This window comes from Proteinivorax tanatarense, assembly GCF_040267685.1.
GTDB lineage: Bacteria > Bacillota > Proteinivoracia > Proteinivoracales > Proteinivoracaceae > Proteinivorax > Proteinivorax tanatarense.
Genome location: NZ_CP158367.1, coordinates 1,761,450 through 1,780,108, shown reverse-complemented (window position 1 = coordinate 1,780,108; position 18,659 = coordinate 1,761,450). Strand labels below are relative to the sequence as shown.

The 18,659-nt window shown below is 34.2% G+C and carries 20 protein-coding genes; 19 read left to right on the top strand and 1 reads right to left on the bottom strand.

Annotation, left to right across the window (positions count from 1 at the left end; translation table 11 throughout):
• Positions 1-5: 5 nt before the first annotated feature.
• Positions 6-1,019: a DNA polymerase III subunit delta gene (gene holA / locus PRVXT_RS08810; protein WP_350342512.1), complete on the top strand. Its 1,014-nt coding sequence runs from the start codon at positions 6-8 to the stop codon at positions 1,017-1,019.
• 133 nt (positions 1,020-1,152) lie between these two features.
• Here the strand turns inward: holA and rpsT are convergent, their stop codons facing one another.
• Positions 1,153-1,416: a 30S ribosomal protein S20 gene (gene rpsT, locus PRVXT_RS08805; protein WP_350342511.1), complete on the bottom strand. Its 264-nt coding sequence runs from the start codon at positions 1,414-1,416 to the stop codon at positions 1,153-1,155.
• Between the two features lie 164 nt (positions 1,417-1,580).
• Between rpsT and PRVXT_RS08800 the strand changes: the two genes are divergently transcribed.
• From PRVXT_RS08800 to PRVXT_RS08715, 18 genes are all read left to right on the top strand, one after another.
• Positions 1,581-1,907 (top strand): phage holin family protein, encoded by a 327-nt coding sequence (locus PRVXT_RS08800; protein WP_350342510.1) that lies wholly within the window; start codon positions 1,581-1,583, stop codon positions 1,905-1,907.
• Between the two features lie 17 nt (positions 1,908-1,924).
• On the top strand, positions 1,925-2,914 hold the full coding sequence (gene gpr, locus PRVXT_RS08795; protein ID WP_350342509.1) for a GPR endopeptidase: 990 nt from the start codon (positions 1,925-1,927) through the stop codon (positions 2,912-2,914).
• Positions 2,915-3,074: 160 nt separating this feature from the next.
• Positions 3,075-4,136, top strand: coding sequence for a stage II sporulation protein P (gene spoIIP, locus PRVXT_RS08790; protein ID WP_350342508.1), 1,062 nt, complete (start codon positions 3,075-3,077; stop codon positions 4,134-4,136).
• Positions 4,129-4,323 (top strand): hypothetical protein, encoded by a 195-nt coding sequence (locus PRVXT_RS08785; protein WP_350342507.1) that lies wholly within the window; start codon positions 4,129-4,131, stop codon positions 4,321-4,323. The genes spoIIP and PRVXT_RS08785 overlap by 8 nt, the downstream gene beginning before the upstream one ends.
• An 84-nt stretch (positions 4,324-4,407) precedes the next feature.
• A complete protein-coding gene (lepA, locus tag PRVXT_RS08780) occupies positions 4,408-6,204 on the top strand; it encodes a translation elongation factor 4 (protein ID WP_350342506.1) in 1,797 nt (598 codons plus the stop codon).
• A complete protein-coding gene (hemW, locus tag PRVXT_RS08775; protein WP_350342505.1) occupies positions 6,204-7,325 on the top strand; it encodes a radical SAM family heme chaperone HemW in 1,122 nt (373 codons plus the stop codon). The genes lepA and hemW overlap by 1 nt, the downstream gene beginning before the upstream one ends.
• Before the next feature lie 223 nt (positions 7,326-7,548).
• Positions 7,549-8,574: a heat-inducible transcriptional repressor HrcA gene (gene hrcA, locus PRVXT_RS08770; RefSeq protein WP_350342504.1), complete on the top strand. Its 1,026-nt coding sequence runs from the start codon at positions 7,549-7,551 to the stop codon at positions 8,572-8,574.
• 19 nt (positions 8,575-8,593) lie between these two features.
• A complete protein-coding gene (gene grpE, locus PRVXT_RS08765; RefSeq protein WP_350342503.1) occupies positions 8,594-9,172 on the top strand; it encodes a nucleotide exchange factor GrpE in 579 nt (192 codons plus the stop codon).
• 29 nt (positions 9,173-9,201) lie between these two features.
• A complete protein-coding gene (gene dnaK, locus PRVXT_RS08760; protein ID WP_350342502.1) occupies positions 9,202-11,037 on the top strand; it encodes a molecular chaperone DnaK in 1,836 nt (611 codons plus the stop codon).
• 87 nt (positions 11,038-11,124) lie between these two features.
• Positions 11,125-12,252 carry a molecular chaperone DnaJ gene (dnaJ, locus tag PRVXT_RS08755; protein ID WP_350342501.1) on the top strand — a complete coding sequence of 376 codons (1,128 nt, stop codon included), beginning with the start codon at positions 11,125-11,127 and terminating at the stop codon, positions 12,250-12,252.
• A 15-nt stretch (positions 12,253-12,267) separates the two neighbouring features.
• The gene (gene prmA / locus PRVXT_RS08750; protein WP_350342500.1) at positions 12,268-13,191 is read left to right on the top strand and encodes a 50S ribosomal protein L11 methyltransferase; all 924 of its coding nucleotides are present in this window, start codon (positions 12,268-12,270) and stop codon (positions 13,189-13,191) included.
• Positions 13,191-13,925 carry an RsmE family RNA methyltransferase gene (locus tag PRVXT_RS08745; RefSeq protein WP_350342499.1) on the top strand — a complete coding sequence of 245 codons (735 nt, stop codon included), beginning with the start codon at positions 13,191-13,193 and terminating at the stop codon, positions 13,923-13,925. Before prmA ends, PRVXT_RS08745 begins: the two co-directional genes overlap by 1 nt.
• A gap of 4 nt (positions 13,926-13,929) precedes the next feature.
• Positions 13,930-15,219 carry a tRNA (N(6)-L-threonylcarbamoyladenosine(37)-C(2))-methylthiotransferase MtaB gene (mtaB, locus tag PRVXT_RS08740; protein ID WP_350342498.1) on the top strand — a complete coding sequence of 430 codons (1,290 nt, stop codon included), beginning with the start codon at positions 13,930-13,932 and terminating at the stop codon, positions 15,217-15,219.
• Positions 15,220-15,308: 89 nt separating this feature from the next.
• Positions 15,309-15,803 carry a hypothetical protein gene (locus tag PRVXT_RS08735; RefSeq protein WP_350342497.1) on the top strand — a complete coding sequence of 165 codons (495 nt, stop codon included), beginning with the start codon at positions 15,309-15,311 and terminating at the stop codon, positions 15,801-15,803.
• Between the two features lie 81 nt (positions 15,804-15,884).
• Positions 15,885-16,214: a histidine triad nucleotide-binding protein gene (locus PRVXT_RS08730; RefSeq protein WP_350342496.1), complete on the top strand. Its 330-nt coding sequence runs from the start codon at positions 15,885-15,887 to the stop codon at positions 16,212-16,214.
• A 110-nt stretch (positions 16,215-16,324) separates the two neighbouring features.
• Entirely contained in the window at positions 16,325-16,504 is a 180-nt protein-coding gene (gene rpsU / locus PRVXT_RS08725) for a 30S ribosomal protein S21 (RefSeq protein WP_350342495.1), read from the top strand.
• A gap of 30 nt (positions 16,505-16,534) precedes the next feature.
• Complete coding sequence (locus PRVXT_RS08720) at positions 16,535-16,978, top strand: GatB/YqeY domain-containing protein (RefSeq protein ID WP_350342494.1); 444 nt, start codon at positions 16,535-16,537, stop codon at positions 16,976-16,978.
• 366 nt (positions 16,979-17,344) lie between these two features.
• Positions 17,345-18,643: an NfeD family protein gene (locus tag PRVXT_RS08715; protein WP_350342493.1), complete on the top strand. Its 1,299-nt coding sequence runs from the start codon at positions 17,345-17,347 to the stop codon at positions 18,641-18,643.
• Positions 18,644-18,659: the final 16 nt, after the last annotated feature.

Genomic DNA, 18,659 nt, shown 5'->3' with positions numbered 1-18,659 from the left:
TAAAAGTGGACAAAATATTAAAATTAAAAAATAATCAGCTTAGTAATTTATATTTACTGTATGGCAATGAAAGGTATTGGATCGAAAAAAACTTAAACAACATATTTAAAACTGTATTTGCAAAAGATGATGAGATGAAAGATTATAATTATGATTTGATTGGCTCAGATTTCACACTAAACAGAGTAGAAGAAGTGTTGCAAGGGTTGCCTTTTATGAGTGACAAAAGATTAGTTGTGCTGAAAAATACAGGGTTGTTCAAAAAAAACGGTTCAAAAAAGGAAAAGGAACTGGAAAATTTACTTATTGAATACCTCAACAATCCTAACCCACAAATTGTCCTTGTTGTTGCGGAAGTTGAATGTCATAATGTAAAATCTAGAAAAATCTATAAGTTGATCCATAAGGAGGGTACTATATTACACTGTAATAGTCTAAAACCTTATGAAATAAGACAGTGGATAAAAGAGCAGTTTGAAAATCATAATATTAAGGTTACAGGTGGCATTATAAATACTTTAGCAGCCAGCTTAGATAATAATTTATATACTTTAGAAAATGAAATAAATAAAATTGTTGCATACCTTGGTGACAAAGAAACCTTAACTATAGAAGATGTAAATGCAGTTTGTGCTTTTGCCAATAACGATAACATTTTTGAACTAATTGATAAAATTTCCGAGGGCAAATCTAGTGATGCGATAAAAGTGTTACACAAAATGAATAAAAACGGAACTCATTATTTGTTGATATATAGTATGATAGTTAATCATTTTAGGTTATTAACTAAAGTGTTAGATTTTACACAAAGAGGGTATACCTCAAAGAATATTAACAATAAATTGAAACTCCATCCATTTCGATTGGAAAAGGCTATTAAGCAAACCTCGCTATTTACATTAAAAAACCTCCACAAAAAGTTATCCATACTGGCAAAATATGAAGGAAAAATAAAACAAGGTAAAATTGAAGGAGTTCAAGGATTAGAAATGGCAATAGTGGAAATGAATTGTCAATAAAAATATTTAAATAGTTATTATGCAAAAAAAGGCTGCCTCTTTTTAAATATCCCAATTTAGGAGGGTATTTAAAAAGAGGCAGCCTTTTAATCATAACAAAGGACACCTGATCATATGGGGTGTCCTAAATTAACTAAGCAATATTTTTTAACTTTTTAGCTAGACGTGACTTTTTACGGGCAGCAGTATTTTTGTGTAAAACACCTTTGCTAACTGCAGAGTCAATAGCTTTAATTGCTTTAGTAAGCTCAGTTTGAGCTGACTCTTTATCGTTATTAAGTAATGCTGTTTCATAGTTTTTAATTCTGTTTTTTACAAAAGATCTAATAGCATAGTTTCTTTCAGTTTTTTTGGCAGTAATTCTAACCCTTTTCTTAGCAGACTTTATATTAGGCATGTGCAGTCACCTCCTTTAACCATAACGACCAAATTAACAAAACTATTTTACCATGAACTAAGTATAAATGCAACAGCTTACTCAGCTATTTTATTTAGAAGTGTTAATGAATACATTTTTAATTATAAGGAAAACTAGAAAAAAAGCAAAATAGAGGTGATAAAATGTTAAGATTAGTGATTAGATTTATAGTATCTGCCATAGTGCTAATGGCATTAGGTTTTTTTGTCCCAGGGTTTGGAGCTTTAGGTTTTATCGGAGCTCTAATATCTGCTATAGTAATTTCTGTGTTGGGATATATCATGGAAAAATTATTTGGTGAAAACATTTCACCTCAAAATCGAGGGATAGTAGGTTTTGTTACGTCAGCTGTTGTAATATATTTAGCACAGTTTTTAGTTACCGATTTAAATGTATCGATATTTGGTGCAGCAATTGCAGCATTTATTATAGGAATTGTAGATGCTTTTGCTCCCACAGAACTTAGATAAAAAGGAGGAAAAGACAATTGTCCAAAATAAACTTTAGAACAGACCTAGCAATTGAAGCCCACGAATATGTGGCAACACAGACACCTCAAGGGGTAAATGGAGTTAACGTTCAAGATCAAAATCATAATGACCACTTTGTAAAAAGGGTAAACATTTCAACACCTCAAGCATCTCAACAAATGGGAAAGCAAATGGGGAGATACATCACTTTAGAAATGCCAGAGTTTAGAAAAAAAAATACTGAATTTGAAGAAAGAGTTAGTCAAACATTTGCCCACGAGTTAAACTCAATGTTGCCAAAAAGTCCCAATCAAAATGTTTTGATTGTAGGTCTTGGCAATTGGAATGTTACCCCTGATGCACTAGGGCCAAAAGTTATAGATAGGTTACTAATAACAAGACATTTAAAGGCTATGATGCCAAATAGATTTAACAACAATGACTATCAAACTGTATCTGCTCTAGCGCCAGGAGTTTTAGGGCTAACAGGAATTGAAACCAGTGAGGTAATAGAAGGAGTTGTGAGGCAAACCCAGCCGGACTATATAATAGCCATAGATGCATTAGCAGCTCGTGATGTATCACGGCTAAACACCACTATACAAATTGCAGATACGGGGATTCATCCGGGGTCTGGTGTGGGAAATAAGAGAAAAGGAATAACTAAAGAAGATTTAGGTGTAGACGTAATAGCTATTGGAGTACCAACTGTAGTTGATGCTGTAACCGTAACCAGTGACACCATTGAAATGGTCACAAATACAGTGGCTGAAAATAGCCCAAATGGGCAAGGGCAACAATTTTATCAAGCTTTGAACTCTTTGAATGGTCAGCAAAAAGAACAGCTAATTGCTGAAGTATTAAATCAAAATTTAGGTTCATTGATTGTTACACCAAAAGAAATCGACAGACTGATTGAAGATATAAGTGATGTAGTAGCTGGAGGGATAAATGCAGCACTACACCCGATAATAGATTATCAAGATGCAACAAAACATCTTTATTAGCATTTTGAAAGGCTTTGTCTTACATTGAGACAAAGCCTTTTTTTACAGCAAAATTTGCAACTAAAATTTTCTATGTATGTTTTTGACATTATTAGAATAGTAATGTGATAGTTATAAGTTAATGGGACAAAGTCTTGCTTACTAGCGGGAGGTACATAAATTGAAAAAAACTAAGAGACAAAATTTACATAGTTTCAAAAATAGTAATAGACTATCTTATAGGAAGCCTAAAAAATCCTCTTTTGAAGAGGTTAATTTACTTATGTTAATAATTACAGTGCTTACAACCTTTTTACTTTTATCATTTGTTATGAAAAACTACTATACTCAATACCCCCACCTTTTTAAAGATCATCTTTTACAAACAGTTCCGGCCTTTGAAATGGTAGCTCCACGTGAGGAAGATATTGTTGAGCATAGTTTAATAGTTAATGCAATAAGTGTTGTGACTGGAATAAATGTAACAGCTCCATTCAGTCTAGTAGAAAGTCAAGTTCCAGTATTTGCCCAAATTGAGTACGCTTCTGTGATTAGTGCAGATGAGGCAAATAATCAAGTTGATAAAGATGAAGAGGAGGAAGAAGAAAAAAAGCAAGTATCCACTATAAAGCCAGAAGATCTTAAAATTGCTATATATCATTCCCACACAACTGAAGCTTTTGTACCAACTAGTGGTATACCTCATACCGAAGATTTTGATGAAACGATAGTAAAGGTTGGGGAACATTTAAAAGAGCAGTTAGAGAGTATGGGGATGTATGTTTATCATGACAAAACATATCACAATCAAAGGCATAGCGAATCTTATAGAAAATCAGCTAGAACTGTAGAAGAAATAATAGAAAAAGATGATTTTGACTTAATTATAGATTTACATCGTGACGGTGTAGGGCAGAGCTCAAGTGTTGGGAGGCCAGTAACTACAGAAAAAATAAATGGTGAAGATATGGGTAAACTGTTATTTTTAGTGGGAGGAAGACATGACAATTGGAGAAAAAATTATGCTCTGGCCAATGCTTTAAATGAAGCAACTAAGCAAAAATATCCTGGGTTAAGTCGGGGAGTTATTGTAAGATCGACTGGCAACTATAATCAAGACCTTCATAATAATATATTGCTCATAGAAATCGGTGGTCATTGGAATACTTTAGATGAGGCTATAAAAACTACTGAACCATTGTCTAAAATTATACTGGAGGGATTACAACGGGTAAATGAGTAGAAAAATATCATTTATGATAATATACTTTGCTTTTCTTTATGTTGTATTTAACTTAACCCATGCAGGTTTAGAAGAGGTTTATGGTGAGCAACCAGAAATTTTAAGAATAAAAAGAGAGGATAAACAAATAGAATTTTTAGGTAAAAAACTTCGGTACCCTTTGTTAAATCGAAACTTCGAAGACTAAACACCGTTATTCAGAGAACACTTGTCCATTACTCGTCCAAGTGCTATAATCTTGTCTATACATATTTTATTTAGGAGGATTTTGATGGACCGACAAAAAATAAGAAACTTCTCAATAATAGCTCATATAGACCACGGTAAATCAACCTTGGCTGATCGCATATTAGAGCATACTGGCACCCTAACAAAACGGGAAATGTCAGAACAAGTACTAGATCAAATGGATTTAGAAAAAGAGCGAGGAATAACTATAAAGCTACAGGCAGTTGCACTTGATTATAAAACTACAGAGGGTGAAGTATATAAGCTTAATTTAATTGACACTCCTGGGCATGTAGACTTTGCATATGAGGTTTCTAGAAGCTTAGCGGCATGTGAGGGTGCTATCTTAGTTGTTGACGCAGCACAAGGCATAGAAGCTCAGACACTAGCTAATGTTTATTTAGCTATGGAAAATGAGTTAGAAATTATTCCAGTGATCAATAAAATAGACCTACCCAATGCTGACGTTGCTAAAGTAAAAAAAGAAGTCGTTGATGTACTTGGGGTAGAGGAAGAATCCATAATATTAGCATCTGCAAAAGAGGGTTTAGGAATTGACGATATATTACAAGCTATAGTGGAAAAAGTTCCTGCACCTGAATGCAATGAACAAAAACCCCTAAGAGCTTTAATCTTTGACTCCCATTTTGATAACTATAGAGGTGTAATAGTTTATACCAAAATAGTTGAAGGGGAAATTAAAAAAGGTGAAAAAATAAAAATGATGTCATCGGGCAAATCCTTTGAGGTGATAGAAACCGGAAAGTTTCGTCCAGCTCCAGTTGCTGTCGATAAATTGACTGCTGGAGAGGTAGGTTTTATTGTAGCTGGAATTAAAGAGGTAAAAGATACTAGAGTAGGGGATACTATAACAAAATTAGGCAGAGAGGCACAAAAACCACTTCCTGGTTATAAAAAAGCTAACCCAATGGTTTACTGTGGACTATATCCAGTAGACAACAGTGATTATACTGAATTAAGAGATGCTCTAGATAAACTAATCCTCAATGATGCAGCCTTAGTATATGAACCAGAAAACTCAGTAGCTTTAGGTTTTGGGTATAGGTGTGGGTTTTTAGGACTATTACACATGGAGATAATCCAAGAAAGGTTAGAAAGAGAATATGGTTTAGAGCTGATTGTTACAGCCCCTAATGTTATTTATCATGTATATGACCATGAAGAAAACATCACTAAGGTGGACAACCCTGCTCAGTTACCAGAGGGGTCAGAAATTCAAAGAATAGAAGAACCTTATGTAAAGGCCTCTGTTATTGTGCCACAAGAATATATCGGGGCGGTAATGGAAATTTGTCAGGAAAAACGCGGAACATTTAAAACTATGGATTATTTAGATGATATAAGGGTAATGATATATTACGATATGCCCCTTAGCGAAATTTTATATGATTTTTTTGATAATCTTAAATCTAAAACTAGGGGTTATGCATCTTTAGATTATGAATTTATAGGTTATAAATCTTCTGAGTTAGTTAAACTTGATATCAAACTTAACGAAGAAATAGTCGATGCACTATCTGTTATTGTTCATAAAGACAATGCCTATAGCAGAGGCCGTGCTTTAGCATCAAAGTTAAGGGAGATTATTCCTCGTCAAATGTTTGAAGTGCCTATACAGGCTGCCATTGGCAATAAAATAATAGCCCGAGAAACAGTGAAAGCCATGAGAAAAAATGTTTTAGCAAAATGCTATGGTGGAGATATTACAAGAAAAAGAAAACTAATAGAAAAGCAAAAGGAAGGAAAAAAAAGAATGAAGCAGTTGGGTAAAGTTGAAGTGCCCCAAGAAGCATTTATGGCAGTGTTAAAGTTAGAATAATGAGTGGACTATATATTCATGTACCTTACTGTCATTCTAAATGCTCATATTGCGATTTTACTTCCTATGCATCAGCACATAATTATTCTGATTACATAAGTGCTGTAATAAGAGAATTAAAATTACAACAGGAAAAAATAGCTGTTCTTAAACCTTCCACTATTTTTATGGGAGGGGGAACACCCACTATTTTACCAACTGATTTAATAGCAGAACTTTTTTTTGAGCTTTCCCGAATATATAATTTGAGAAATATAGTAGAATGTACTATAGAGGCTAACCCCAAAACTTTGACTTTAGAAAACCTTATAGCTTATAAAAAAATAGGATTTAATAGAATTAGCATAGGAGTACAAAGTTTGCAGTCTGAAATACTGAATAGTATTTCCCGCGCTCATAATCCGACTGAAGCAATAGAAGCGATTACCCTAGCTAAGGTAGCTGGATTTGAAAATATTTCTGTAGATTTACTTTATGGTTTACCTTCTCAAAAGAAAGGACATGTCTTAAATGACATCAATAGATTAATATCTGAAGGTGTAAAACATATTTCTTTTTATGGTTTACAAGTGGAGGAAAATACGCCTATACAAAACAAAATAGAAAAAGGTTTATTGCACCTCCCTAACGAAAAAGAAGTAATAAGCCAATATCTTGAAGGTGCAAACTTACTGGAAAGTAAGGGGTATAAGCAGTATGAAATATCAAACTTTAGCAAAAAAAATTATAAATGTTTACATAACCTCGGATACTGGGATGGTTCAGATTATCTTGGGTTAGGAGTCTCGAGTCATTCTAAAAAAGGGAATAAACGTTTTTATAATACTGAAAAAATATCAAAATATTTAAAAAACATACAAGAAGGTTTTATTGCAGTTGAAAAAGTCTATGCCTTGGCAGAGCATGAAGAAAAGTTGGAACGACTTATGTTATCTATGCGTACAAATGAAGGTGTGCCTCTGTCTAACATGGTATACTCTAATGCTGCAAAAAAATATATAGAAAACTTGGTGTCTAATAATATGGCACAGACAGTCGAAGGGAAGCTTATACTTACGCCTAAAGGCTATTTGTTATCTAATAAAATTATTTCAGATATGTGGGATTTTATCGAATTTTAGCTGGTCTTATTTAAGTTTATAACTTAAAAAGTTTAAGCAACTTGCAAAAAATACTGGATTAACAACTTGCGGGTAATTTCCGCTTACTATAGACTCACTTTATCAGGGAAGTAAAGGAAATTTTTTTGTAAATTCGTTGACATTTTTGGATAAAGATGATATTTTTATTTATAGTTAGCACTCAGGGTGACAGAGTGCTAACAAAAAGATGGGGGTTGATTATATGGTGGATTTAGGTGCCAGAAAGCGGGAGATTCTTAAAGCCATTGTATTAGACTACATTAACACAGCAGAGCCTATTGGATCTAGGACCCTTTCTAAAAGACATAAAATTGGATTTAGCCCTGCTACCATACGCAATGAGATGTCAGACTTAGAGGAATTGGGTTTTTTGATGCAGCCCCACACTTCTTCTGGAAGGATACCTAGCCAGCTTGGATATAGGGTTTTTGTAGATGACTTAATGGAGAAAGACAGATTAGAGTGTGACGAGGCAGAAAGGCTTAAAACGCTGTATTCAGAAAAAATTCATGACTTAAATCTTCTAATTGAACATACAGCTACTGCTCTATCTAAAATAACAAATTATACATCTGTTGTTGTTCATACAGAAAAACCCGGACTAGCTATAAAGCACCTAGATTACGTTCAACTGTCAGAAAAAGAAGGGCTAATTTTATTTGTGACAGAAAACGGGGTTGTAGAGCATAAAAAAATCAGGTTTAATGCACCATTTAAAAGCGAAGAAATAAACATAATACTACATGTACTCAGATCTAAACTCTTAGGAAACAAACTAGATAAATCAGAAGCTCAATTGATATCAGAAATACAAAACGAATTCTACAATTTCAGCCCAATTTTAATGGAGTTTACACAAACTATACTATCATCACTTTTTAAAAGTCAAAATACTAAAGTGGCCACAGGAGGAACATCTAACTTTTTGGCCCAGCCAGAGTTTAATGACGTTAATAAAATAAAAGATTTGCTAACAATATTGGAGCAAAATAATATATTATTAGATTTGATTGAGCAAAATTCACCAGATGAAGGAGTAACTGTAAAAATAGGCAACGAATTGATTGTAAATCAGTTCCATGACTGTTCGTTGATTACTACAAGTTTTAACATTGATGGCAAATCTACTGGTAAGATTGGTATAATAGGACCACAACGAATGGACTATGCTAATGTTATGAAAGTATTAGAGTATTTATCCAATAATTTTAATCAGTTGATTGAATAGAAATAAGGGAGTGAAAGCCTTGTCAACAAAAAGTGTGGAAAGCAATGATGAAGAGTTAAAAGATGAAGAACAGCAACAAACAGATAGCAAAAAAGGTAATGAAGAAAAAAGACAAGAACAACAAAATGATCAAAATCTAGAACAGGATGTTAAATCATTAAATAATGAATTAGAAAATCAAAAGGAAAAGAACAATGAGCTACTGGGCCAACTGGCTAGACTACAAGCGGATTTTGACAATTTTAGAAAAAGAACAGCAAAAGAAAAAAGGGAGCTTACCAAAAATGCTAATGCAGATTTGATATTAAACTTGCTCCCCGTATTAGACAACTTTGAGCTAGCATTACAGAACCAACAAGATGATGGGTTTCGAAAAGGCGTAGAAATGATTTTAAAACAGTTTATAGATATCTTAAAAAAAGAGGGGCTACAAGAGATCGAAGCATTAAATAAACTTTTCGACCCTACTTTACATGAGGCGGTAATGCAAGAGGAAAAGCATGATGTAGAAAAAGATGTTGTTATAGAAGTTATGAGAAAAGGTTACTTACTTAATGATAAACTGCTTAGACCATCTATGGTCAAAGTATCTAAATAAACATAATTGAAAATTAGGAGGTAAAAGATATGGGAAAGGTAATTGGAATTGATTTAGGAACAACAAATTCAGTGGTTTCAGTTATGGAAGGTGGAGAGCCAACCGTAATAACAAATGCTGAAGGGAGTAGAACAACTCCATCAGTAGTAGGTTTTAAAAAAGATGGTGAAAGGTTAGTAGGGCAAACTGCAAAAAATCAAGCTATCACTAACCCAAATACAGTTGCATCTATAAAGAGGCACATGGGAACAAACCATAAAGAAAAAATAGGTGACAAAGAATATACACCACAAGAAATTTCTGCTTTTACGCTACAAAAACTAAAGGCAGATGCTGAAAGTTATTTAGGGGAAAAAGTTACTCAGGCTGTTATTACAGTGCCTGCATACTTTAGTGATAGTCAACGTCAAGCTACAAAAGATGCTGGGAAAATAGCAGGGCTAGAAGTGCTTAGGATAATAAATGAACCTACTGCTGCAGCTTTAGCATATGGTTTAGATAAAGCGGAAGATGACCAAACTGTGCTAGTTTTTGACTTAGGCGGCGGTACTTTTGATGTAAGTGTGCTAGAGTTAGGTGAAAATGTAGTGGAAGTTAGAGCTACCAGCGGTAACAACCGTCTGGGTGGTGATGATTTCGATGATAGGATAGTAGAACACTTAACAGCTGAGTTTAAAAAAGAAACTGGTATAGACTTAAGTAAAGATAAAACAGCACTTCAAAGATTAAAAGATGCTGCTGAAAAAGCAAAAATAGAGCTTTCTAATGTTGTAACCACTAACATTAATCTTCCATTTATTTCAGCTAATCAAGATGGCCCTCAGCATTTAAATATTGACTTAACAAGAGCTAAGTTTAATGAAATTACTGCTGACTTAGTGGAAAAAACTATGAAGCCAACAGAAAGAGCGCTAAAAGACTCAGAAATGTCTGCATCTGAAATCGATAGAGTTATATTAGTTGGTGGTTCGACAAGGATACCAGCAGTGCAAGAAGCTATCAAGAAAAAACTTGGTAAAGACCCAAGTAAAGGTGTTAATCCAGATGAAGTGGTTGCTATGGGAGCGGCAATTCAAGCTGGAGTTTTAGCTGGAGATGTAAAGGATGTACTACTGCTAGATGTTACGCCTCTTTCATTGGGAATTGAAACATTAGGTGGAGTATTTACAAAGCTAATAGAAAGAAATACTACAATTCCAACATCTAAAAGCCAAGTTTTCTCTACCGCTGCTGATAATCAGCCCTCTGTAGACATTCATGTTCTACAAGGTGAGCGTGAGATGGCTCAATATAATAAAACTTTGGGCAGATTTACCCTTGATGGTATTCCCCCAGCCCCAAGAGGAGTACCACAAATTGAGGTAACATTTGATATTGATGCAAACGGAATAGTAAATGTTTCTGCTAAAGATAAAGGTACGAACAAAGAACAGAAGATAACTATCCAATCTTCTAGTGGTATCGATGAGGAAGAGATAGATCGTATGGTAAAAGAAGCGGAAGAATATGCCGAAGAAGATAAGAAGCGTAAAGAAGAAGTTGAGATTAGAAATAACGCAGACAATTTAGTTTATACAACTGAAAAAACACTAAAAGAGTTAGAAGATAAGGTAGAAAAAGAGCAAAAAGAATCAATAGAAAAACTTGTTGATGATGTAAAAGAAGCATTAAAAGGTGAAGATAATGATAAAATAAAGGAAGCTTCTGACAAACTATCAGAAGAATTGCATAAAATTTCCTCAAAAATTTATGAGCAACAAGCGGCTGAACAGCAACAGCAGCAAGAAGCACAACAAGGAGAACAATCAGGTGATGAAGATGTAGTTGACGCAGATTTTACAGAAGTAGATGATGAGGAAAAGTAACAAAAGAAAAAGTCAAAGCACCTGCTTTGACTTTTTCTCCTAATCATGTTATTTTTTTTTAGATAGGTTAGTTAATGAGGTGAGCATATGAATAAAAAAGACTTTTATGAGGTTTTAGGGGTAGATAAAAATGCCAGTGAGCAAGAAATAAAAAAAGCTTATAGAAAGCTGGCTAGGAAATACCACCCTGACGTTAACCCAGGAAACAAAGAAGCAGAAACAAAGTTTAAAGAAGCTAAAGAAGCTTATGAAGTGTTAAGTGACCCACAAAAGCGTCAGCAGTATGATCAATTTGGTCATGCTGATTTTGATAATTTTGGTGGGCAAGGCCAAGGTTTTGGTGGGCAAGGTTTTGGCGGATTTGAAGATATTTTTGACTCTTTTTTTGGAGGCGGTTTTGGTGGCCGTACTACAAGAAGAACAGGCCCGACCCGTGGAAGAGATTTACGATATGATATGAATATATCATTTGAAGAAGCAGCTTTTGGGGTTGAAAAAAATATAGAAGTAGAAAAAATGGAGCGGTGTGAAAAGTGTAAGGGAACAGGCGCAAAGTCGTCGGATTCCGTTACAAAATGCTCTACTTGTAATGGAACTGGTGAAATTAGAAAGACCCAGAACACACCTTTAGGTCAATTTGTTAGTGCTAGTCCATGTCCCCAATGTGAAGGGGAAGGAACTCAAATAAAGGATCCTTGCTCAAAGTGTCATGGTCAAGGTAAATATAATAAAAGAAAAACAATCAATGTTAATATCCCGGCTGGTGTAGATCATGGTTCTAGATTACGAGTTAGTGGTGAAGGTGAACCAGGCAACAAAGGAGGTCCGTCAGGAGACCTGTATGTTTATTTAAATGTTAGACCTCATCCTAAATTCAACCGTAGAGATAATGAAGTAATAAGTGAGGAAACTATCAGTTATGTCCAAGGGGCATTAGGGGTTGAAATAGAAGTTGACACTTTAGATGGAAAAGGAAAGTTAAAAATTCCTGCAGGCACACAAAGTGGCACCATCTTTAAACTTAAAGATAAGGGGATACCGTATCTTCGCGGTAACGGTCGTGGTGATCATCATGTAAAAGTAAAAGTGACTATCCCTAAAAAGGTAGACAAAGAAGAGAGGGAACTTTTAGAGAAGATTGCCGAGTTACGGGGCGATGACATAGATTCAAGCGGAAAAGGTATATTAAACAGAGTAAAAGACGCTTTTAAATAAAGGAGTGTTTGAGCAGTGGAGTGGTTAGAGGTAAAAATAACAACTGATACAGAAGAGTTAGAAGTATTAAATAACTATATTCATGAGTTGGGTATAGGAGGGGTAGTTATAGAGGACCCTTCGATAATAGAAAATTACATTAAAGATAACAGATGGGACTCTTATAGTGTTGATTTACTGGACTTGGATGAAAATATAATAGTCAAATGCTATCTTCCTATGGATAACCAAGTTTTTGATACATTATCAGCCATTAAAACTTTTGTTCAACTAAACTGTAAAAAAACAGATAAAAATGCAGTAACCACTTCACAGCTGTCGGAGAATGACTGGGCCAACCATTGGAAAAAATATTTTAAACCGGTGGAGGTGGCACCAAATCTTATCATAAAACCCTCATGGGAAGGTTATGAAACTAAACCTAACGATGTTGTAATAGAACTAGATCCAGGTCAAGCTTTTGGAACAGGGACACATCCAACAACAAGTATGTGCTTAAAAAAGTTAGTCCAAAACATAAAAAAAGGTGACAAGGTGATTGATATAGGGTGTGGTTCTGGGGTGTTATCGATAGCCGCTTCAAAATTGGGAGCTTCTGAAGTTGTAGGATTGGACATCGACTCTACGGCTATTAAAGTTGCTAAAAGTAACCTGGAGCTTAACAACTTAAATAATATAGAATTTATTTCGGGTAACATTGAAGAAAAAACTCTTTTTGAGGCAGATTTTGTGATTATTAACATTATTGCTGATGTAATTCTGAAAATTTTACCTAATTTAAATTCGTATATAAAAAAAGAGGGAACTTTGGTATTGTCGGGGGTTATTCTTTCTAGGCAGAAAGAAGTTGTGGAAAGTTTAAATAAAAATGGGTATACTATCAAAGACATAGATACTGACGGTGAATGGGTCTGTATAACAGCTCAGAGGTGGAAATGATGTTCAGAATTTATCATGGTGAAGGTTTGTCTGCGGGTAGAATAATAGAGCTTAGCAAGGAAACATCCCATTATGTAAGTAAAGTACTAAGATTAAAGACAGGAGACAAAATAAAAGTTTTTAATGAAGCCGGGGAATATATTTCCTCGGTTATTTCCATTGAAAAAAAAATGGTGAATTTAAAGGTTTTGACGAAAGTTAATTCAGAAGGTATGGAACCTAAGACAGACTTAGTAGTTGCATTTGGATACTTAAAAGGTGATAAAAACGAACTGGTTGTTCAAAAAGCAACTGAATTAGGTGCAAACTATATTTGGCCTATTATAACTGAAAGATCAGTAGTAAAGATAGATGATAACAGAATAAGGAAAAAAGAGGAGCGGCTAAAAAAAGTATGTAAAGAAGCCACTGAACAAAGTGGTAGATTAAAAGTTCCTTCTGTTAAAATTATAAAAGATTTACATTGCTTTAATCAGCAGCTAAAAAACACTGATATGTTGCTGATCCCTTGGGAAAAAGAATGTAAAGAACAAATTAATTTGGATAAACTAAAAGCAACTAAAGGACGAATAATATTGTTTATTGGTCCTGAGGGAGGTTTTTCTTACGAAGAAATTAATCAATTAAGCTCATTTCAAACAATTACTTTAGGTAAAAGAATTTTAAGGGCTGAAACTGCAGCGATTTCTGCAACATCAATACTAATGTATGCCCTAGGAGAGCTAGGAGGTTAGAGTAATGGCAACTGTTGCTTTTTATACTTTAGGATGCAAAGTGAATAGGGACGAAACAGATAGCCTAGCCCAGCTGTTTAAACAGCAAGGATACCGTGTAGTGGATTTTAATGAAAAAGCTTCGGTTTATGTAATCAATACCTGTACAGTAACTCAAGCGGGGAGTAGAAAATCCAGGCAGATGATTAGAAGAGCAGTGCGTACCGCTCCTGACGGGCTAGTAGTGGTGACAGGATGTTATTCACAAACTGCCAGCGAAGAGATAGCAAAAATTCCAGGGGTGGACTTAATTATAGGTAATGATAAAAAACATAAAATCGTTGATATAATCGAGCAGGGAAGCTCAAAAAATAAAATTTTAGTATCTTCAAGGCAAAAATTAAATGAATTTTATAATCTGCCTATACCTGATGAACGAAAGAGAAAGAGGGCCACATTAAAAATTCAAGAAGGCTGTGACAATTTTTGCTCTTACTGCATTGTTCCTTATGCACGGGGGCCTATTAGAAGTAAGCCTATTGATGAAATAATATCAGATATAAAAAAATTAATTGATGAAGGCTTTAAAGAAGTGGTTCTTACAGGGATACACTTAGGCTCTTATGGTAGGGATCAAGAAGATGATGTTTCTTTGGCTGACGTTGTTCATCGATTAGGAAAAATAGAAAACCTTAACAGAGTACGTTTAAGTTCTGTGGAACCTACGGATTTTGATACAGAACTATTAGAGGCTATAAAAGTGTCCCCTAACTTATGCAATCATTTTCATATTCCTTTGCAAAATGGAAGTGATGAAATTTTGAAAAAAATGGGTAGGAAATATGATTCTGCTTACTTTTTAGAAACTGTTTCTAAAATAAGAGAAATTGTTAAAGATGTAGCTATAACAACAGATGTTATGGTAGGATTCCCTTCTGAAACAGAAGAAAATTTTAAGCAAAATCTACAATTTATTAAAAAGGTAGGTTTTAGTGATATACATGTATTTAAATATTCGATGCGAGAAGGAACAAAGGCAAGTAAAATGTCACGACAGATTACTGGAGAAATAAAAGACAGGCGAGCAAAAGAGCTGGCTCAACAAGCTAATTTATTAAAAACTCAATATAATAAGAAGTTTTTAGGATCAAAGCTAGAAGTGTTGTTTGAACAGTATTCTGATGGTAACATGATTGGACATAGCTCCAATTATGTTAAGGTGTACTGTCCAGGAGAAAAGAAATATATAGGTCATGTAAGGAATGTTTTAATAAATAACTTAACAAAAGATGGGGTAGCAGGAAATATAGAGTAATTTAAAGAAAGATGAGTTCATATAGTAATAGTGGGAATATAAAATAACCTCTGATGAATTTTAAGGAGGTTTTATGGGAGGATATAAAGATGACAAGAATTTTAATCCTTGAAAGAAAAAGATTATTTCCACTAGCTATACTAATTTGTTTGCTTATAGTAATTACAGTATATGACTCTATGACAAAAAGCACTACTGCCACAGTCGATGGAGAAGCAATTCATGTAGTAAATGTAGACCAAGGACGATTAAAACATGGTAAAGAGCTAGTTGTAATCGATAATTTAGATACATGGGTGAACTATCTTGATACAAACTCTATTCCTCACCCAGATTACTCTTTTGATGATAACAATCAACTGGCCCTTATATCTGTAAACTTTACCGTTCAGGATTTAGTAGAGAATGTTGATGAATTTGGCGAAACTTATTATAATATCTTTTCTTCAGAAAAAAAGGATACTTATAAAATTTATATTATACCTAAACCTAAAGATATAAGCATTAACTCTATAAGCTGGAACTTCTATGATTCTAGAGGAGAAAAAAAAGATAATATTGAAGTAAAGGTAAACCCCAGATAATTTTTAAATATAGAGCAGGTAAGTATATAAAAGAGTAGAAGTACATATCAAAGCTAGTCTATAGTAAGGGGGTGAATTTTTATGTCATGCCTTTTTTGTAAAATAATAAAAGATGAAATTCCATCTGACAAAGTTTTTGAGTCAGATGAAATACTAGCGTTTAATGATATTGAACCACAGGCCCCTGTACATGTATTGATAATCCCCAAAAAGCATTTTTCTAATGTTAAAGAGACACCACCTGAAGAAATCAGCAAAATTTTTTCAGCTATAAAAGAGATAGCGGAAAAATTAGATTTAGAAGAAGGGTTCAGGGTTGTAAACAACTGTGGTAGTTTGGGAGGACAAACTGTTGACCATCTTCACTTTCATCTTTTAGGAAAGCGGCAGCTCAAATGGCCGCCTGGTTAAAATAGAGATAATTGACAGTAACAATTCTATTTTGTATAATAGAATTGTTATGCTATGGGAATACCCATATTTAATTATATTGTGTGGTAGTACGAGGGGAGGGAAGCTAAGTGGCTGAAGTTAAAATTGGCAAAAATGAATCACTTGACAACGCCTTAAGAAGGTTTAAACGTACATGCCAACGCTCGGGAATACTATCAGAGGCTCGTAAAAGAGAATTTTACGATAAACCAAGTGTGAAACGTAAAAAGAAATCAGAGGCGGCTCGCAAAAAGAAGAAAAAGTACTAGTTAGGTTATAGTGCTGAAGGAGGAACTATCGTGAGTGTGGTAGAACGTTTGACAAGAGATATGAAAACTGCCATGAAAGAAAAAGATAAGTTTGCCCTCACAGTAATAAGGATGATACGTTCTGAGTTGAAGTATGCTGAAATAGATAAAGGTACTCCACTTGATGATGATGAATCGTTTCAAATACTTAACAAGGAAGTAAAAAAACGTCGTGACTCTATTGAGGATTACAAAAAGGCGGATAGACCTGATGATGTAGAAAAACTTAAAAAAGAAATAGATATTATACAGGTTTACTTGCCTAAACAATTGACAGAAGAAGAAATTGAAACTTTAGTAGAATCCACAATTGAAGAAACTGGAATTTCTTTAAAAAAAGAAATGGGCAAGTTAATGTCTGCAATAATGCCAAAGGTACAAGGAAAAGCAGACGGTAAGCTGGTAAGCCAAATAGTTAGTAAAAAACTTAATTAGTTAAAAAGCTACCCTAAAAAGGGTAGCTTTTCTACTTAATAATTTTAATTTTTCTTTAAATTTGGCTAACAATAAATATAAATGAAGGAATTTTTAAGAAATACATAGAAATATATATAACAGGCATATACATAATTTAGATCTGATTATAAATTTAACGTATGAGTATCCAATAAGGATTTTAGTTTAAGAAAGTTGCGGGCTTAAAATGGTAAAAAGCAACCAGAAAGACATTGCAACTAGGAAGCTCAGTTTTTTGAGCTCTAGAAATTTATTTATAAAAAGTGCTTTTATTTCAAGTGTTATAGATTTTTGCAATCGCCTAATTATTTATGAACATTAAAATTAAAAAGGGGGGATATGGGAATGAAAAAATTATTTTCCATAGCACTACTATCAATGTTATTTTTTACTTTTTTTAGCGGTATAGTTTATGGTGATACTGATCAAGTTGTTTATGTAATCACAATAGATGGCACTATAGACAACGCATTACCTCGCACATTAAATAGAGCTTTTAATGAGGCAGAAATGAAAGGCGCAGATCTAATAGTACTGGAGATTAATACTCCCGGGGGTTATGTAAGAAGAGCTAAAGAAATAAGAGATACAATTGTGGGTTCTAACATTCCGGTATATGCATATGTTAATAATCAAGCAATATCAGCGGGGGCATTTTTAGCTTTGTCAGCTGATGCCATTTACATGACTGATGCTGCCACAATGGGGGATGCAGAAGTTATAGTAGGTTCACAAACTGCAGATGAAAAAGCCCTTTCTGACTGGGACGCAGCAATGAGAAGTGCTGCAGAAAGAAATGGAAGGGATCCAGAAATAGCAACTGCAATGGTTAGAAGGGAAAGCGAGATTGATGGTCTAGTCCAATCAGGACACCTGCTGACCTTGACCACATCTCAAGCTATAGAATATGGGTACTGTGAAGGAGTATATCCAACCCGTGCCGAAATGTTAAAGGACTTAGGTTACGGTGATCATAAAGTAATTGAATTTACCGAAGCATGGGCAGAAAGTTTTGCACGATTTATTACAAGTCCCTATGTCGGTGGAATCCTACTGTCAATTGGAATGGCTGCATTTTTTATTGAAATTATCAGCCCTGGATTTGGTGTTTTTGGAATTACAGGAGTGACTTGTTTTATTTTATTTTTCGCAGGGCATTTGATTGCAGATTTAGCACAATGGGAACATATAGTGGTTTTTATACTAGGGTTAATATTAATTTTGGTAGATATTTTTGCTGCAGGTTTTGGCATGTTAGGCATAGGAGGAATAGCCTTAGTTATTCTTAGTATATTTTTAACTGCTGAAACTGCTTCAGATGGCTTTATTATGATTGCCATTAGTATTCCATTTACTATCCTAATTTTAGTAGGTTCTTGGAAATTTATATCTAAATCTGACGTGATAAAACGTTTGATACTAAGCGATCGAGAAGATGTAGATAAAGGCTACGTAGCTTCTTCTAAATATGATGATTTGCTTGGTAAAAAAGGAGTTGCTTTAACAACCTTACGTCCTACAGGTAGTGCGGAAATAGAAGGAAAGCGCTATGATGTGATGACGGAGGGTGGTTATATAGCTGCTAAAGAAAAAGTGGAAGTTGTAAAAGTTGGCAGCAATAGTATAGTGGTTAGAAAATATTAATCATAAGGAGGAATTT